The 16,148-nt window shown below is 68.2% G+C and carries 15 protein-coding genes and 1 tRNA gene; 7 read left to right on the top strand and 9 right to left on the bottom strand.

Features of this window, described 5'->3' with window-relative positions; translation table 11 throughout:
* The first annotated feature begins 8 nt into the window (after positions 1-8).
* The 3 genes from ACIQTP_RS30100 to pknB all read left to right on the top strand — a co-directional run bounded on the left by ACIQTP_RS30100 (position 9) and on the right by pknB (position 5,109).
* The gene (locus tag ACIQTP_RS30100) at positions 9-1,457 is read left to right on the top strand and encodes an FtsW/RodA/SpoVE family cell cycle protein (protein WP_403405512.1); all 1,449 of its coding nucleotides are present in this window, start codon (positions 9-11) and stop codon (positions 1,455-1,457) included.
* Complete coding sequence (locus ACIQTP_RS30095; RefSeq protein ID WP_403405509.1) at positions 1,454-2,938, top strand: peptidoglycan D,D-transpeptidase FtsI family protein; 1,485 nt, start codon at positions 1,454-1,456, stop codon at positions 2,936-2,938. Before ACIQTP_RS30100 ends, ACIQTP_RS30095 begins: the two co-directional genes overlap by 4 nt.
* Before the next feature lie 170 nt (positions 2,939-3,108).
* On the top strand, positions 3,109-5,109 hold the full coding sequence (pknB, locus tag ACIQTP_RS30090) for a Stk1 family PASTA domain-containing Ser/Thr kinase (protein WP_403405506.1): 2,001 nt from the start codon (positions 3,109-3,111) through the stop codon (positions 5,107-5,109).
* Positions 5,110-5,275: 166 nt separating this feature from the next.
* On the opposite strand, the gene ACIQTP_RS30085 is transcribed toward pknB, so the two are convergent.
* The 6 genes from ACIQTP_RS30085 to ACIQTP_RS30060 all read right to left on the bottom strand — a co-directional run bounded on the left by ACIQTP_RS30085 (position 5,276) and on the right by ACIQTP_RS30060 (position 9,865).
* Positions 5,276-6,028 carry a class E sortase gene (locus tag ACIQTP_RS30085; protein WP_403405502.1) on the bottom strand — a complete coding sequence of 251 codons (753 nt, stop codon included), beginning with the start codon at positions 6,026-6,028 and terminating at the stop codon, positions 5,276-5,278.
* A 62-nt stretch (positions 6,029-6,090) separates the two neighbouring features.
* Positions 6,091-7,452 (bottom strand): class E sortase, encoded by a 1,362-nt coding sequence (locus tag ACIQTP_RS30080; RefSeq protein WP_403405499.1) that lies wholly within the window; start codon positions 7,450-7,452, stop codon positions 6,091-6,093.
* The gene (locus ACIQTP_RS30075; RefSeq protein WP_403405496.1) at positions 7,449-8,087 is read right to left on the bottom strand and encodes an aminodeoxychorismate/anthranilate synthase component II; all 639 of its coding nucleotides are present in this window, start codon (positions 8,085-8,087) and stop codon (positions 7,449-7,451) included. The genes ACIQTP_RS30080 and ACIQTP_RS30075 overlap by 4 nt, the downstream gene beginning before the upstream one ends.
* Positions 8,084-8,245: a hypothetical protein gene (locus ACIQTP_RS30070; protein WP_165854063.1), complete on the bottom strand. Its 162-nt coding sequence runs from the start codon at positions 8,243-8,245 to the stop codon at positions 8,084-8,086. The genes ACIQTP_RS30075 and ACIQTP_RS30070 overlap by 4 nt, the downstream gene beginning before the upstream one ends.
* Positions 8,246-8,318: 73 nt before the next feature.
* On the bottom strand, positions 8,319-9,050 hold the full coding sequence (locus tag ACIQTP_RS30065; protein ID WP_402039385.1) for a class E sortase: 732 nt from the start codon (positions 9,048-9,050) through the stop codon (positions 8,319-8,321).
* Positions 9,051-9,085: 35 nt separating this feature from the next.
* Entirely contained in the window at positions 9,086-9,865 is a 780-nt protein-coding gene (locus ACIQTP_RS30060) for a DUF881 domain-containing protein (protein ID WP_403405493.1), read from the bottom strand.
* Between the two features lie 142 nt (positions 9,866-10,007).
* Between ACIQTP_RS30060 and crgA the strand changes: the two genes are divergently transcribed.
* Complete coding sequence (crgA, locus tag ACIQTP_RS30055) at positions 10,008-10,262, top strand: cell division protein CrgA (protein ID WP_054236413.1); 255 nt, start codon at positions 10,008-10,010, stop codon at positions 10,260-10,262.
* 264 nt (positions 10,263-10,526) lie between these two features.
* On the opposite strand, the gene ACIQTP_RS30050 is transcribed toward crgA, so the two are convergent.
* Positions 10,527-11,438: a rhomboid family intramembrane serine protease gene (locus ACIQTP_RS30050; RefSeq protein ID WP_403405490.1), complete on the bottom strand. Its 912-nt coding sequence runs from the start codon at positions 11,436-11,438 to the stop codon at positions 10,527-10,529.
* A 180-nt stretch (positions 11,439-11,618) separates the two neighbouring features.
* Entirely contained in the window at positions 11,619-12,152 is a 534-nt protein-coding gene (locus tag ACIQTP_RS30045; RefSeq protein WP_403405487.1) for a peptidylprolyl isomerase, read from the bottom strand.
* Between the two features lie 310 nt (positions 12,153-12,462).
* Between ACIQTP_RS30045 and ACIQTP_RS30040 the strand changes: the two genes are divergently transcribed.
* Positions 12,463-13,158, top strand: a complete 696-nt coding sequence (locus ACIQTP_RS30040; protein WP_403405484.1) for a DUF5324 family protein — start codon at positions 12,463-12,465, stop codon at positions 13,156-13,158.
* A gap of 456 nt (positions 13,159-13,614) precedes the next feature.
* On the opposite strand, the gene ACIQTP_RS30035 is transcribed toward ACIQTP_RS30040, so the two are convergent.
* Positions 13,615-13,687 (bottom strand) — tRNA-Ala (locus tag ACIQTP_RS30035).
* A gap of 182 nt (positions 13,688-13,869) precedes the next feature.
* Here ACIQTP_RS30035 and ACIQTP_RS30030 point away from each other — a divergent pair.
* Complete coding sequence (locus ACIQTP_RS30030; protein WP_402038939.1) at positions 13,870-14,418, top strand: helix-turn-helix domain-containing protein; 549 nt, start codon at positions 13,870-13,872, stop codon at positions 14,416-14,418.
* 132 nt (positions 14,419-14,550) lie between these two features.
* Positions 14,551-16,122, top strand: a complete 1,572-nt coding sequence (locus ACIQTP_RS30025) for a protein kinase (protein ID WP_403405481.1) — start codon at positions 14,551-14,553, stop codon at positions 16,120-16,122.
* Positions 16,123-16,148: the final 26 nt, after the last annotated feature.

The following is a 16,148-nucleotide window of genomic DNA, read 5'->3' as shown; positions in this document are numbered from 1 at the left end:
GTCACACCATGAGCAGTAGTACGAACACGCCGACGCACCACACGTCGACCATCGGATCGATCGGCACACCGAGCCGCCGCAACACCGAGTTGGCGCTGCTGGTGTTCGCCGTCCTCATCCCGGTCTTCGCGTACGCCAACGTGGGCCTCGCCATCGACGAGAAGGTGCCGTCCGGCCTGCTGAGCTACGGCCTCGGCCTCGGCCTGATCGCAGGCGTCGGCCATCTCGGCGTCCGCAAGTTCGCGCCGTACGCCGACCCGCTGCTGCTGCCACTGGCGACGCTGCTCAACGGCCTCGGCCTGGTGATGATCTGGCGCCTCGACCAGTCCAAGCTGCTCCAGTCGCTGCCCAACTTCGCCCCGGCAGCGCCCCGCCAGCTGATGTACACCGCGCTGGGCATCGGTCTGTTCGTCGCCGTGCTGGTCTTCCTGAAGGACCACCGCGTCCTGCAGCGCTACACCTACATCTCCATGTTCGGCGCCCTGGTGCTGCTCCTGCTGCCGCTGGTCCCGGGCCTCGGCGCCAACATCTACGGCGCCAAGATCTGGATCTCGATCCCCGGTCTGGGCACCCTCCAGCCCGGCGAGTTCGCGAAGATCATTCTCGCGGTCTTCTTCGCCGGCTACCTCATGGTGAAGCGCGACGCGCTGGCCCTCGCCAGCCGCCGCTTCATGGGCCTCTACCTGCCGCGCGGCCGCGACCTCGGCCCGATCCTGGTGGTCTGGTTCGTCTCCATCCTGATCCTGGTCTTCGAGACCGACCTCGGTACCTCGCTGCTGTTCTTCGGCATGTTCGTGATCATGCTGTACGTCGCCACGGAGCGGACCAGCTGGATCGTCTTCGGTCTGCTGATGTCGGCGGTCGGCGCCGTGGGCGTGGCGAGCTTCGAACCGCACATCCAGACGCGTGTCCAGGCCTGGCTCAACCCGTTGCACGAGTACAAGCTCAGCCAGGCCGGCACCCACGACGGCATCCTCCACTCCGAGCAGGCCATGCAGGCCCTGTGGGCCTTCGGCTCCGGCGGCACGCTCGGCACCGGATGGGGACAGGGCCACTCCGAACTCATCCGGTTCGCCGCCAACTCCGACTTCATCCTCGCCAGCTTCGGCGAGGAACTGGGCCTGGCGGGGATCATGGCGATCCTGGTCATCTACGGCCTGATCGTGGAGCGCGGCATCCGTACGGCGCTCGCGGCCCGCGACCCGTTCGGCAAGCTCCTCGCCGTCGGCCTCTCCGGCGGCTTCGCGCTCCAGGTCTTCGTCGTCGCGGGCGGCGTCATGGGCCTGATCCCGCTCACCGGTATGACGATGCCGTTCGTGGCCTACGGAGGCTCCTCCGTCATCGCCAACTGGGCGCTCATGGGCATCCTCATCAGAATCAGCGACACCGCCCGCCGCCCGGCACCCGCACCCGCCCCCAGCCCCGATGCCGAGATGACCCAGGTGGTCCGCCCGTGAACAAGCCCCTGCGCCGGATCGCGCTCTTCTGCGGGCTCCTCGTCCTCGCCCTGCTCATCCGCGACAACTACATCCAGTACGTCCAGGCCGACAGCCTGCGGACCGACACGCTCAACCGCCGCGTCGCCATCGAGCGGTACGCCACCCCGCGCGGCGACATCATCGTCGACGGCAACCCGATCACCGGGGCCGCCAAGTCGACCAAGAACGGCATCAACGACTTCGAGTACAAGCGCACCTACAAGGACGGCGCGATGTGGGCCCCCGTCACCGGGTACGCCTCCCAGGCCTTCGGCGCCACCCAGCTGGAGAGCATCGACGACGGTATCCTCACCGGCAACGACGACCGGCTCTTCTTCCGCAACACCCTCGACATGATCACGGGTAAGAAGAAGCAGGGCGGCAATGTCGTCACCACCCTCAACGCCGCCGCGCAGAAGGCCGCCTACCAGGGCCTGCTGAGCCGGGGCAAGGGCGCCGTCGCCGCGATCGACCCCCAGACCGGCGCGATCCTGGCGCTGGCCTCCACCCCGTCGTACGACCCGTCGACCTTCGCCGGGAACTCGACGACCGTCGACGGCAAGGCCTGGACGAAGCTGCAGAAGAAGAACAACCCCGACGACCCGACGCTCAACCGGGCGCTGCGCGAGACCTACCCGCCGGGCTCCACCTTCAAGGTGGTCACCGCGGCGGCGGCGCTGGAGAACGGTCTGTACAAGTCCGCGGACGAGAACACGGACTCGCCGCTGCCGTACACCCTGCCGAACACCTCGACCGAGCTGAAGAACGAGGGGAACATCCCCTGCAAGAACGCCACCATGCGCGTGGCGCTCAAGGTGTCCTGCAACACGGTCTTCGGCAAGATCGGCGCCGACCTCGGCAAGGACAAGATGCTCGCGGAGGCCGAGAAGTTCGGCTTCAACTCCGAGCAGTTCACGCCGGTACGGTCCAACGCCTCGAACTTCCCCAAGACGATGGACAAGCCGCAGACCGCGCTCAGCTCCATCGGCCAGTTCGAGACCGCCGCGACCCCGCTGCAGATGGCCATGGTCGCCTCCGCCGTCGCCAACAACGGCACGCTCATGAAGCCGTACATGGTCGACAAGCTGCAGGCCCCGAACCTGGACGTCATCTCGCAGACCGATCCGCAGAAGATGAGCCAGCCGCTCTCCCAGTCGAACGCCCAGATCCTGCAGTCGATGATGGAGACGGTCGTCAAGGAGGGCACGGGTACCAAGGCGCAGATCCCCGGCGTCACCGTGGGCGGCAAGACCGGTACGGCCCAGCACGGTGTCGCGAACAGCGAGAAGCCGTACGCGTGGTTCATCTCGTACGCCAAGCTCCCCGACGGCAGCTCGCCGGTCGCCGTGGCCGTGGTGGTCGAGGACGGCAGCGCCAACCGTGACGACATCACGGGCGGTGGTCTCGCCGCCCCCATCGCGAGGAGCGTGATGAAGGCAGTCATCGACAGCAAGAAGTGACCCCTGTCACGTCCCCTTCACATCGGTGCACGTTGCGATACCGGTCCTGTATCGGGTGACGGGCTTGGCCAGGTCACAGAAGCCGAGCCGGGTACGGTATGCCCGGACGGCACACCGCCGGACCACACAAGCGTGCGGTCGGGACCGACGGAGAGGGCTGGTAGGTAGCTATGGAAGAGCCGCGTCGCCTCGGCGGCCGGTACGAGCTGGGCCAGGTGCTCGGTCGTGGTGGCATGGCGGAGGTACATCTCGCCCATGACACCCGGCTCGGTCGCACCGTGGCGGTGAAGACGCTGCGAGCCGACCTCGCACGCGATCCGTCGTTCCAGGCCCGGTTCCGCCGGGAGGCCCAGTCGGCCGCCTCGCTCAACCATCCCGCGATCGTCGCCGTGTACGACACGGGTGAGGACTACATCGAGGGCATCTCCATCCCGTACATCGTGATGGAGTACGTCGACGGGTCCACGCTGCGCGAGCTGCTGCACTCGGGCCGCAGACTGCTCCCCGAGCGGTCCATGGAGATGACCATCGGCATCCTCCAGGCCCTCGAGTACTCCCACCGCGCCGGAATCGTCCACCGCGACATCAAGCCGGCCAACGTCATGCTGACGCGCAACGGCCAGGTCAAGGTCATGGACTTCGGCATCGCCCGCGCCATGGGCGACTCCGGCATGACGATGACGCAGACCGCCGCGGTCATCGGCACCGCCCAGTACCTCTCCCCGGAGCAGGCGAAGGGCGAGCAGGTCGACGCCCGCTCGGACCTCTACTCGACCGGCTGCCTCCTCTACGAGCTGCTGACCGTGCGTCCCCCCTTCGTGGGCGACTCCCCGGTCGCGGTCGCGTACCAGCACGTACGCGAGGAGCCGCAGCCGCCGTCGGTCTTCGACCCCGAGATCACGCCCGAGATGGACGCGATCGTCCTGAAGGCACTGGTCAAGGACCCGGACTACCGCTATCAGTCCGCCGACGAGATGCGCCAGGACATCGAGGCCTGCCTCGACGGCCAGCCTGTCGCCGCCACGGCCGCCATGGGCTCCGTCGGCTACGGCGGCTACCCGGACGACCAGGCCACCACGGCGCTGCGCTCCACGGACCAGGCCACGTCCATGCTGCCTCCGATGAACCCGGACGACGGCGGCTACGGCTACAACAACTACGACGACCGCCCGGACCGCCGCCGCCAGCAGAAGAAGTCGAACACCTCGACGATCTTGCTGGTCGTGGCGGGTGTGCTGGTCCTGGTCGGCGCGATCCTGATCGGGAAGTGGATCTTCGGTGGCGACGGGGTGAGCAACAACACCGTCGCTGTTCCCAACCTCGTCAGCCAGACAGTGAAGGACGCCACCCAGCTGGCCACCAACGCCGAGCTGAAGGTTTCGGTCACCAAGAAACCCTGCGAGACCGAGAAGACGGGCAACGTCTGCTCCCAGGACCCGAAGGCGGGTGTGAAGGCCACCAAGGGCGACACCATCAGCCTGGTGGTGTCCACGGGTGCGCCGAAGGTCGTCGTGCCCGGCGTCACGGGCCAGAGCCTCGACGACGCGAAGGCGAAGCTCGAGGGCGGCGACTACAACTTCACGGTCAAGACGCAGACCCAGGTGTCCACGGAGGACCCGAACACCGTCCTGGACCAAGATCCGAAGCTCGGCGCGGAGGTGCAGAAGGGGTCGACGATCACCCTCACCATCGCCAAGGCCGCGGAGAAGGCCACGGTCCCGGACGTCGGGGGCAAGTCGTGTGAGGAGGCCAAGGCCGCGATGACGGCCAACAACCTCGTCGGCAACTGCACCCAGATCGACGTGACCGACCCGAACCAGGCCGACAAGGTCGTCTCGACCGTTCCGGCGATCGGCAACCCGGTCGACAAGAACTCCAGCGTGAACATCCAGATCGGCAAGCTGCAGAACCAGACCTTCCAGATGCCGCAGGTGACCCAGATGACCCTTGCCCAGGCCAAACAGATCCTTGGGCAGAACAATCTCCAGCTCGGCAACGTCGCAGGCTCGCAGAACGACAACGCCATCGTGATCACCAGCGATCCGCCGCAGGGCTCGCAGGTGACGGCGGGCCAGAAGGTCAACCTCATCGCGGCCGATTCCGGGCAGAACGGCGGAAACGGTAACAACAATGGCGGCAACGGCTTCTTCGGCGGTCTCACCGGAGGCTGACGCGGCGGTTGAACCAGCGGTCGAAGGAACTGTGCCCCGCCCGGGACGACTCCCGGGCGGGGCACAGTTTTTCGTTGGCGCCACCGAAGGATCAGCGGCTTGCGCGAGACACAAGCAATCGCCGATCCGAGCGGGTGACCGAGTTTCCGCGAGTCACTGAGTCACCTCAGCGCAGCTCCGCCGGCGGCGTGCGCGCGCTGTCCACCTTCTGCACGCGCTCCAGCTCGCCCCACACGATGTAGCGGTACTCCGACGTGTAGACCGGCGTGCAGGTCGTCAGGGTGATGTAGTGGCCCGGCTTCGTCTTGCCGGACTGCTTGGGGACCGTCTGGAGGACCTTGACGTTGTACTTCGAGGTCTCCGGGAGGATCGAGAAGACCTTGTAGACGTACCAGTCGTCCTTGGTCTCGAAGACGATCGGGTCGCCCTTCTTGATCTTGTCGATGTTGTGGAACTTGGCGCCATGGCCGTCGCGGTGGGCGGCGAGCGTGAAGTTGCCCGTCTTGCCGGTCATCGGCAGCGTCGCCTTGACGGGGTCGGTGTAGTAGCCGGCGACGCCGTCGTTGAGGACCTTCGTGGAGGTGTCCTTCTCGACCAGCACCTCGCCGTTCTTCATCGACGGGACGTGCAGGAAGCCGATGCCGTCCTTGGTGTCCAGCGCACCCGGGCCGCCCTTGTCCTGGGCCCAGTGGTCGCGGACCTTGTCGCCCTGCTTGTCGGCCTTGCGGTCCGCGACGACGTTCGTCCACCACAGCGAGTAGACGACGAACAGGCCGAGCACCAGGCCCGCGGTGATGAGGAGTTCACCCAGGATGCTGACCGCCATCGCGATCCGGCTCGCTCCTCGACGCTTCGGAGCGGCCTTTTCGGCGTCGGCGTCGGCCTCGGCGCGCTCGTCGTGGTCGGTCCTCGCTGCCACTGTGCATCTGCCCCGTCTGGTCTGTCTCAGGTTGTCTCACGTGCTGGTGCCCGACGGGGCTCCTACCCGAGGAGCGCGTCCGGCTTGCCCTTGCTGCGCGGGCGTTCCTCGACCATCTTGCCCCACACGATCATGCGGTACTTGCTGGTGAATTCCGGCGTGCAGGTGGTCAGTGTGATGTAGCGGCCCGGCGCCGTGAAACCGGACCCCTGGGGGATCGGATCCAGCACCTTCGTGTTCGCCGGGGACGTCACCGGCAGGATCGACGTCATCTTGTAGACGAAGTAGTCGTCCTGGGTCTCGACCACGATGGAGTCGCCGGGCTTGAGCCGGTTGATGTACCGGAACGGTTCTCCGTGCGTGTTGCGGTGCCCGGCGAGCCCGAAGTTGCCCGTCTTGGCGTCCGGCATCGCCGTCTTCAGGGCTCCCTCGCCGTAGTGACCCACCATCCCGCGGTCGAGCACCTTCGTCTTGCTGGTGCCCTCGGCGATCGGGGCGACCACGTCCAGCTTCGGGATGTGCAGGATGGCGAACCCCTGTCCCGGCTGGAACGTCCCCGGACTCCGCTTGCCGCTCGCCCAGTCCTCCTGGAGGTGGTGTGCGGCACTGCCCGCCTGCTGGTGCGCCCGCACGTTCGACCACCACAACTGGTAGGTCACGAACAACAGCATCAGGACGCCGGTGGTGATGAACGCCTCGCCGATCAGCCGGCTGACGAGGACGGCCGCACCGGGCTTCTGCGCACGCGCCGCCCGTCGGGCCTCCATACGGCTCAGCGGCGCCTCAGCGGCCCTCTCCGCCGATTCCACCGACTCCTGGGCACCCTGGAGCTCCTGGGGCTCCTGAGCCCCTCCGTGGCGCCCGTGACGCCGCGCCGCCTTGCGTCGCGCCGCACGGCCCCCGGGCGCGGGTGCCCCCTCGTTCCTGGCCCCGCCCGCCAACTGCTCGGTCCTGCGCCGCGCCTCGGAGACCTCCGAGGCGCGCAGCGCCACGGTCTCGTCGTCCAGCTTCGGAGCCGCGCCGACCGGTTCGGCGTAGAGGGGCATGGGTCTGGTGAGCGGTTCACCGTAGGCGGGAGCAGGATCCTGCGCACCCCCCGGCGCCCCCTGCCAGTCCCGCGCGTACCCCTCGGGACCGTCCACGGCGTACTGGTGCTGGCCCTGCCCGGACCACTCCTGCCCGAGCCCGCCCTCCGACACTGCGGCAGGCGGTACGTGGGCCGCCGGCGGGGCCGCGTGCCAGCCGCCGGGCCGCGCGGCGGCCCTTGAGCCCGGCAGCGGATCGGTGAGCGGATCCGCGAGCTGCTCGACCGCGGCCTCGAACGCGCCGGGTCCCCCGTACGGCTGCTGCCCGTACGAGGACCCGTTGTCTCCGGTGTCGCCGTAGGCGGCGCCGGACTCGCGCTCGGGGCGCAGGGCGGTCACGCCGTGGCCCTGCCCACCACCGGGGCGAGCCCCACCGACCTCGCCACGGCACCCTGGTCGCCGCACTCCACCAGCCAGTTGGCGAGCATCCGGTGCCCGTGCTCGGTCAGCACCGACTCGGGATGGAACTGCACACCCTCGACCGGGAGTTCACGGTGGCGCAGCCCCATGATGATCCCGTCGTGGGTACGGGCGGTGACCTCCAGCTCGGCCGGCACGGTCTCCGGCTCGGCGGCCAGCGAGTGGTAGCGGGTCGCCGTGAAGGGGGACGGCAGTCCGGCGAAGACGCCTCTGCCCTCGTGCTCCACCAACGACGTCTTGCCGTGCAGCAGCTCGGGCGCCCGGTCCACCACACCGCCGTACGCCACCTGCATCGACTGCATGCCGAGGCAGACGCCGAAGACGGGGACGCCCGTGTCCGCGCAGTGCCGGACCATGTCGACGCAGACGCCGGCCTGCTCGGGAGCGCCGGGGCCGGGTGACAGCAGTACGCCGTCGAATCCGTCCTGGGCGTGCGCGGTCGAGACCTCGTCGTTGCGCAGCACCTCGCACTCGGCGCCGAGCTGGTACAGGTACTGGACCAGGTTGAAGACGAAGCTGTCGTAGTTGTCGACGACGAGAATCCGCGGGCTCACTGGTTGTTCACCGTCACATCGTTGAAGGGGAGCAGCGGTTCGGCCCACGGGAAGACGTACTGGAAGAGTACGTAGACCACCGCGAGGACGAGCACGAGTGAGATCAGCGCCTTCACCCATGCGTTACCCGGCAGATGCCGCCAGATGAAGCCGTACATGCTGTCCCTTCCGTCGCATCACGGCACCAGAGCCACGCCCTACACCATCGGACCCACGCCGTACGGGACCAGACTAACGGCGTAGCGCCTGAGGTTTCCCGGCCTCCACAGGCTGTGTGGAATCCAGGTGTGCCCAGACGATCAGCCGATGGCTGTGTCCCCACTCCGGATCGCACGTGGTCAGCGTGAGATAGCGGCCCGGAGCCGTGTACCCGGACTTACGTGGCACAGGATCGATCACCTCAACGTCCGTGGGCACTGTTTTGTAGGGGCCTTTGTCGATCCGATACGTGAACCAGGTCGTCCCGTCGGTCAGCACCACCGCGTCCCCCCTGCGCAGCTGGGGAAAGTCCTTGAACGGGTCGCCGTACGTGCGCCGGTGCCCCGCGACGGCGAAGTTCCCCACCTGCCCGAGCTGGGCCGTCCCCCGGTAGTGCCCGAGCCCCTTCTGCAGGACGCTCGTGCCGGTGCCTTCGAGCACGGGCTTGTTCCACGTGAAACCAAGACGCGGGATGTACATCACCGCGAAGGGCTTGCCGTAGGCGTAGGGGCCCGGGGCCTTCGGGCTCTCGGTCGCCTGCGCCGTCGGCGTCTTCGCGTTCCCGGTCGCCGGGGTGGTCGGGGGCGCCTTCGACTGCTGCGCGACCGATCCCTTCGACCACTGCTTCTGGAGCTGGTCGATCTGGTGGTTCATCTCGCTGTCGGCCTTCACACCCGTCCAGAACAGGACGTAGACCACGAAGAGCACGATGACCGTGCCGACGGTGATGCACAGTTCGCTCACTGTCCGGACGAGCACTCGCACCGACACGGGACCCCCAGCGGCAGCTGCTTCAGCCACTACTCCACAGGTTTTGCGTAGTGGAGATCCACTGTGCCCGAGTAGCCGGGAAGAGTCACCGTCCCGTCCTCCTCTACTTTCCAGCCGAGCCCGTAGACGTTGACGTACACCATGTAGTTCTGGATCGCCGGAGAGTCGGCGAGGGCCTTCTGGAGCTTCTGGGGGTCACCGATCGCGGTGATCTTGTACGGGGGCGAGTAGACCCGGCCCTGGAGGATCAGGGTGTTGCCGACACAGCGCACGGCGCTGGTGGAGATCAGCCGCTGGTCCATCACCTTGATGCCCTGGGCGCCACCCAGCCACAGGGCGTTCACCACGGCCTGCAGATCCTGCTGGTGGATCACCAGGTAATCGGGCTGCGGCTCGGGGTAGCCGGGCAGCTTGGCCGTGGCGTTCGGCGGGGCGTCGTTGAGAGTGACCGTGACGGCCTTGCCCTTGAGCTTCTGGGTGCCGGTGTTCTTCTCCAGCGCGGCGACCTTGGCGGTGTCGGCCTTGCTGCCGCCGTTCTCCCGCCCGGCGAGCGTGTCGACCTCGTGACGCAGGACACCGTTGGACTCGTCCAGCGACGCGTTCTTGTGGCTGCGCTCCTGAATGAGGTCGGAGAGCTTCAGCAAGGACGCGTCCGTGCGGATATTGGTGCCCTTGGCCGTGTTGAAGCTGGTGAAGAAAATCAGCCCGGCGAGCGCGAAGACGGCGACGGTGAGTACACGTACGGGCCGGAAACGACGCGTAACGGCAGGACTGGAACCCGTCCCGGGGGAGTCGGCAGAATTGCTCAACGTACCCTTATCTCCTTCGGCGCCGCGGAAGCACTACGCTAACGGACGCCCGGGGGAGCGCTCAGTGTCCCCTTGTACGCTGCCCCGGAGCCCGCCCCAGTTCCCTGCGCGGCCACGCAGCGCATCGACAGGAGAGACCCTCGTGCCGAAGTCACGTATCCGCAAGAAGGCCGACTACACGCCGCCCCCGGCGAAGCAGGCGACCAACATCAAGCTGACCAGCCGCGGCTGGGTCGCACCGGTCATGCTGGCCATGTTCCTCATCGGCCTCGCCTGGATCGTCATCTTCTACGTGACGGACGGCTCGCTGCCCATCGACGCCCTCGGCAACTGGAACATCGTGGTCGGCTTCGGCTTCATCGCGGCGGGATTCGGCGTCTCCACCCAGTGGAAGTAGCTCTGCCCAGGGTTATCCACTGAGTTATCCACAGCAGTTTCCACAGGTGGAAAAGAAACGACGATCTGTGGATAACTCATCCGGGGTTGACGCCGGTGTGACTGACCTACCGGGATCCGCAAGCCTGTTCGCCCCCTGTCCGACCTGCGAAAACTCGGGTCAGCGACAGGGGGCACAGCTGTTCCCACACAGCGTGCACAAGATCCGCCACGATCTGTGGACAACACCGCTCCCCAGGGCTTCTCAGGTGAGCCGAGCGGTACCTCAGGTGAGCTGGGCCGTCCTGACCAGCGTCGCGACGACCACCGCGGCCAGGACCACGGCACACACCCCGTACTGAATCAGGGCCCGCCGCTCGCGCGGGGCGTGGACCATGGCGTAGCCGACGACGACACCGGCGACGAGGCCGCCGATATGGGCCTGCCAGGCGATGTTGCTCCACCCGAAGGTGAAGATCAGGTTGATCACCAGCAGGGCGATCACGGGGCGCATGTCGTAGTTGAGCCGGCGCATCAGGACGGCGGTCGCGCCGAAGAGGCCGAAGATCGCGCCGGAGGCGCCCAGCGAGGGCTGGTTCGGCGCGGCGACGAGGTAGGTGAGCGCGCTGCCCGCGAGGCCCGAGACGAAGTAGAGGGTGAGATAGCGGGCACGGCCGAGGGCCGCCTCCAGGGGGCCGCCGATCCACCACAGGCTGAGCATGTTGAACAGGATGTGGACATAGCCGCCGTGCAGGAACATCGCCGTCAGCATTCGGTACCACTGGCCCTCCGCGACACCCTCGACCGAGCCGAGCAGCGGGACGTACGCGCGGCCGATGAGGTCGAAGCGGTCGGTGAAGCGGTCGCCCACCGCCAGCTGGACCAGGAAGACGGCGAGGTTGAGCCCGATCAGGACCTTGGTGAGGAGCCGGGGGTCCGCCGTGACGGTGCCGCCCGCGAGGGTGCGGGGCTGCGAGGCCGACGGCGCGTGGCCCGTACCGGAGCCGGCGCGGACGCACTCGGGGCACTGGAAGCCCACGGAGGCACTGATCATGCATTCGGGGCAGATGGGGCGCTCGCAGCGGGTGCAGCGCACGCCGGTTTCACGATCCGGATGCCGGTAGCAGGTGGGCAGGGCCTGGGCGTCCTGATGTCCCTGGTCCTGCGGGCCCTGCGGATTGCCTGGCGCCTGGTCCATGGGGTCCCCTCAATCCGGTCGTACGCACTGAACCGCCCCGCCCATCCTTACGGATGAGCGGGGCGTTTGGTTCCCTGCGGGAGTCCTCGGGACCTTCGGGTCCTTGGGTCTCAGCCTTCGCGGGGTTCAGCCTTCGCGGGTTCTCAGCCCTCGCGGGTCTCAGCCCTCGCGGGGCGGGGCTCAGCCCTTGCGGGTCTCGACGACGACCGACTCGATGACGACGTCGTTGACCGGGCGGTCGGTGCGCGGGTTGGTCGGGGCGCTCGCGATGGCGTCCACGACCTTCTGGCTGGCCGCGTTGGTGACCTCGCCGAAGATGGTGTGCTTGCGCGTCAGCCACGCCGTCGGGGAGACGGTGATGAAGAACTGCGAGCCGTTGGTAGCGGGGCCGGCGTTGGCCATGGCCAGCAGATACGGCTTGTCGAAGGCGAGCTCCGGGTGGAATTCGTCCTCGAACTGGTAACCGGGGCCGCCGGTGCCGTTGCCCAGCGGGTCACCACCCTGGATCATGAATCCGCTGATCACCCGGTGGAAGACCGTGCCGTCGTAGAGCTTGTCGGTGGACTTCTCACCCGTCTCCGGGTTGATCCACTCACGCTCGCCCGTGGCAAGCTCGACGAAGTTCCGGACCGTCTTGGGCGCGTGGTTCGGCAGGAGCCGGACTTCGATGTCGCCTTGGTTGGTCTTCAGGGTGGCGTAAAGCTGCTCGGCCACGATCTGCCTTCCGTTGCCTTCTTTTGACCCCCCGATCCTCGCACGGACAGGGCCACGCGTCGCCCGGCCGCCACCTCCCAGCGAATATCCGGGGGCGCGCTTGCAGAAATCCCCTCGAGTCCTTGCGTGCACAGGGCGCGGAGCGGCGATCCGTGGCATTGTCGGCGAGAAGCTCCTGTTGCCCCGTATGCCCTATCTCGCATGCCTCGCGGTCCCTCGGGGGGCATGATCTCGAACAGGGTGGAAGGTGAACTGCGCCTTTTTGGGGTACCCGAACGCCCACGTACGCCACCGAGGAGGAGGAAAACCCGTGACCCGCATTGACAGCGTGCGCGCCGCGACCGGCTCGGCGAAGGACAGCGTGCTGCACGCCGCGGAAGTGGTGGCGCCCTACGCCGACACGGCCAAGGACCGGGCCTCGCACTACGCGAACGAGGCACGCGTACGGCTCGCGCCCAAGGTGTCGCTGGCCGCCGAACAGGCCCGCGTCCAGTACGGCGCCCATCTCGCGCCGCGCCTTGAGCAGGCCCGTACCCATGTGCCGCCGAAGGTCGACCAGGCCGCCGTCCGTACCCGCCAGGCAGCCGTGCAGGCCGCCGACTACACCAAGCCGAGGATCGAGCAGGTGGTGGCCGCGGCTCAGCCTGTCCGTGAGGAGGCCGCGTCACGCGGTGCGGCGGCGCTCGCCGCGCTGCGCGGACAGGTCTCGCCCCGGGAAATCCAGAAACTGGTCCGCAAGCACGAGCGGCGCGCGAAGGCCGGCCGCGTCGCCAAGGGGCTGCTCGTTCTGGGGATTCTCGCGGGCGGCGCCTTCGCCGCCTGGAAGTGGTGGGACAAGCAGGCCAACCCCGACTGGCTGGTCGAGCCGCCCGCCGCGACGGAGGTGTCCGAGACGGGCCGTCTTTCCTCGATCGACGGCACCGACCGGGCCGACGGCCTCGACCCCGAGGTCCAGGCCAAGCAGGCCGAGGAGGAGGAGGCGGCGGACGGCGACGACCGCCGCTGACCCGGGACCAGGGAAACGAGCCCTGAGCAAGGGCAACAACATCGCCGTGGGGCAGGAGACTTGAGAGTCTCCTGCCCCACGGCGATGTTTCACGTGGAACCGGCAGAACCGAACGACGGGCAGCGGGCGCGCGGCACGGAATCGAGCCGATTTACGCCTTCCGCCGCGATGACGTTTGCAACGACCGATGCTCACAACATCCGCACAGACCCTCTTCACCGTGTGCGTTGCCATGATTACGCATATCTGCTTACAGCAGCTCACGCGAGGATCCGACGTCGACGCAGACCGCTCCCGCGCCACGTCCGCCACCGGCGGGGCGCCATCGGCACCCCTGCGCAGGCAGACCATTTGCGCAAACAACTGCAACGGCTGCGAAGCCTGATGCGTGACCCAGGTCACCGAAAAACAAGAACCGGCCAGCCGCCGCGAGGGGCGTCTGACCGGTCCGGGATGTGGAGCCTAGGGGAGTCGAACCCCTGACATCTGCCATGCAAAGACAGCGCTCTACCAACTGAGCTAAGGCCCCGGAAGACAGGCGTCCGGCCGGTGGAATCGGGTACCGGAGGGCGCCGCAGACCAGAGTACCGGGTCACCCCCGGGATCTCGCAAAAAGATTGGGGGTCCCCGTGGGCGACCACTCTCCGTAAGATGCTCGACGTGGTTCGCGACAGCGAACCGCAGTATTTGGGGAAGCGATGGGGAGACGCAATGGACGCCGCACAGCAGGAAGCAACCGCGAGAGCTCAAGAGCTGCAGCGGAACTGGTACGGAGAGCCGTTGGGGACGCTCTTCCGTAGGCTCATCGAGGATCTGGGCCTCAACCAGGCGCGTCTTGCCGGGGTGCTGGGACTTTCCGCGCCCATGCTGTCGCAGCTGATGAGCGGTCAGCGTGCCAAGATCGGCAATCCTGCGGTGGTCCAGCGCGTGCAGCTGTTGCAGGACCTGGCGGGGCAGGTCGCGGACGGCAGCGTCAGCGCCGCCGAGGCGACCGAGCGCATGGACGAGATCAAGAAGTCGCAAGGGGGCTCGGTGCTCAGCAACACCACACAGTCGACGAGCAGTTCAGGTGCGCCCACGGTCAAGCGGGTGGTCCGCGAGATCCAGTCGCTGCTGCGCTCCGTGGCAGCCGCGGGGGACATCATCGACGCGGCCGACACCCTCGCCCCGACCCACCCGGAACTGGCAGAGTTCCTCCGGGTGTACGGCGCCGGCCGCACCTCCGACGCGGTCGCGCACTACCAGTCGCACCAGAGCTGAGCCGGCGGCCCGGCCGCCGCACACCCGGCGCCGGGGGCTCAGGACGCCGTCAGGCTCCGCACCTCGGGCCGCCGGGCGTCTCCACGGGGGGCCTGCGCCGGACCGACCGCCGAAGGGGAGCGACGCACGACCATGGGTGAGGTCTTCGCCGGACGCTACGAACTGGTCGACCCGATCGGCCACGGGGGAGTCGGTGCGGTCTGGCGCGCCTGGGACCAGCGGCGGCGCCGTTATGTGGCCGCCAAGGTGCTCCAGCAGAGCGACGCGCACGCGCTGCTGCGCTTCGTGCGGGAGCAGGCGCTGCGGATCGATCACCCCCATGTGCTCGCGCCCGCCAGCTGGGCCGCCGACGACGACAAGGTCCTGTTCACCATGGACCTGGTGGCCGGGGGCTCCCTGGTCCACCTGGTCAACGACTACGGCCCGCTGCCGCCCCCGTTCGTCTGCACCCTGCTCGACCAGCTCCTCTCGGGAGTCGCCGCCGTGCACGCGGAGGGGGTCGTGCACCGTGACATCAAGCCCGCCAACATCCTGCTCGAAGCGACCGGTACGGCCCGGCCACGGCTGCGGCTGTCCGACTTCGGCATCGCGATGCGGCTGGGTGAGCCACGGCTGACGGAGACCAACTACGTGGTAGGGACGCCCAGTTACTTCGCTCCCGAGCAGATGATGGGCGCCGAGCCGGACTTCCCCGCCGATCTGTTCGCCGTCGGGCTGGTCGCCCTCTACCTGCTCGAAGGGGCGAGACCCGATGCCAAGGCCCTGATCGAGTACTTCGCGGAGAACGGCACACCGGCCGCTCCCCAGAGCATCCCCGAGCCGCTGTGGCAGGTCGTGGCCACGCTGCTGCAGCCGGATCCGCGGGCACGGTTCCGCACCGCGACCGGGGCACGCAAGGCGCTGGCCTCGGCCACCGAGCTGCTGCCCGAGCCCGGCCCCGACGACGAGCTGGTCGAGGTCTTCGACCAACTCGGTCCGCTTCCCCCGGGGTTCGGCCCGGAAGGGCCACTGAGGGCGACCACGTCACGCCCCGCGGAGAACGCGGCTTCGTGGTCCGGTTCCGCCTCCGACACCGGCTCCGAGTCCGCGACCGGCTCCGGCACCAGCACCGGCACCACTTCTGGCACCGGCACCGGCACCGGCTCTGGCCCGCACGACTCGGGGCCCTGGCGTCACGATTCCGGGGCGTTGTCCCGGGAGCCCGTCTCCGGGGCCGCGTGGTCGGATCGTTCTTCCGGGGGCGTATGGCCCGCGTCCGACTCGGGTGGCGTACGACCGGAGCCCGCCCCGAGCGCCGTACGGCACGAGCCCACCTCCGGTGCCGTACGACACGAGCCCACGCCCGGTGCCGTACCACCGCACCCCGCGCCCGACGCCACACCCCCGCAGCCGTCCTCGATGTCGGACACCGGCAGCTTCCACCTGCCGCCACCGCAGCCGCGGCCCCAGTCCTTCTGGCAGCACGATCAGCCCCCCACTCCCCCCACCTCGGTCGTGCTGCCGGTGCCGACCCCCACCCATGCCCTGCCGTTCGACCACACGACCGCGCGATCGCCCTCCCCCGTGCGGCCCACGGATCCGACCGCCGCGACGCGTCAGCACGCGCAGCCCCGCCCCGGACCGCCCGCGAAGGTGGCCGTCCCGGTGCTGCTCCTCGCGCTGGCCTGTTTCGCGGTGGGCTTCTGGGCGCTGACCCAGATCTGAACTCCGGCGCCCGTAAGCCCTGTATC

The organism is Streptomyces sp. NPDC090798 (assembly GCF_044768965.1).
Classification (GTDB): Bacteria; Actinomycetota; Actinomycetes; order Streptomycetales; family Streptomycetaceae; genus Streptomyces.
This window is presented reverse-complemented; position numbering and strand designations above follow the sequence as displayed.

Excerpts from the sequence above, each read along its gene's own strand:
- ACIQTP_RS30100 (WP_403405512.1), top strand. The coding sequence starts at position 9 with ATGAGCAGTAGTACGAACACGCCGACGCACCACACGTCGACCATCGGA.
- pknB (WP_403405506.1), top strand. The coding sequence starts at position 3,109 with ATGGAAGAGCCGCGTCGCCTCGGCGGCCGGTACGAGCTGGGCCAGGTG.
- ACIQTP_RS30070 (WP_165854063.1), bottom strand. The coding sequence starts at position 8,245 with ATGTACGGCTTCATCTGGCGGCATCTGCCGGGTAACGCATGGGTGAAG.
- ACIQTP_RS30050 (WP_403405490.1), bottom strand. The coding sequence starts at position 11,438 with ATGGACCAGGCGCCAGGCAATCCGCAGGGCCCGCAGGACCAGGGACAT.
- ACIQTP_RS30030 (WP_402038939.1), top strand. The coding sequence starts at position 13,870 with ATGGACGCCGCACAGCAGGAAGCAACCGCGAGAGCTCAAGAGCTGCAG.
- ACIQTP_RS30025 (WP_403405481.1), top strand. The coding sequence starts at position 14,551 with ATGGGTGAGGTCTTCGCCGGACGCTACGAACTGGTCGACCCGATCGGC.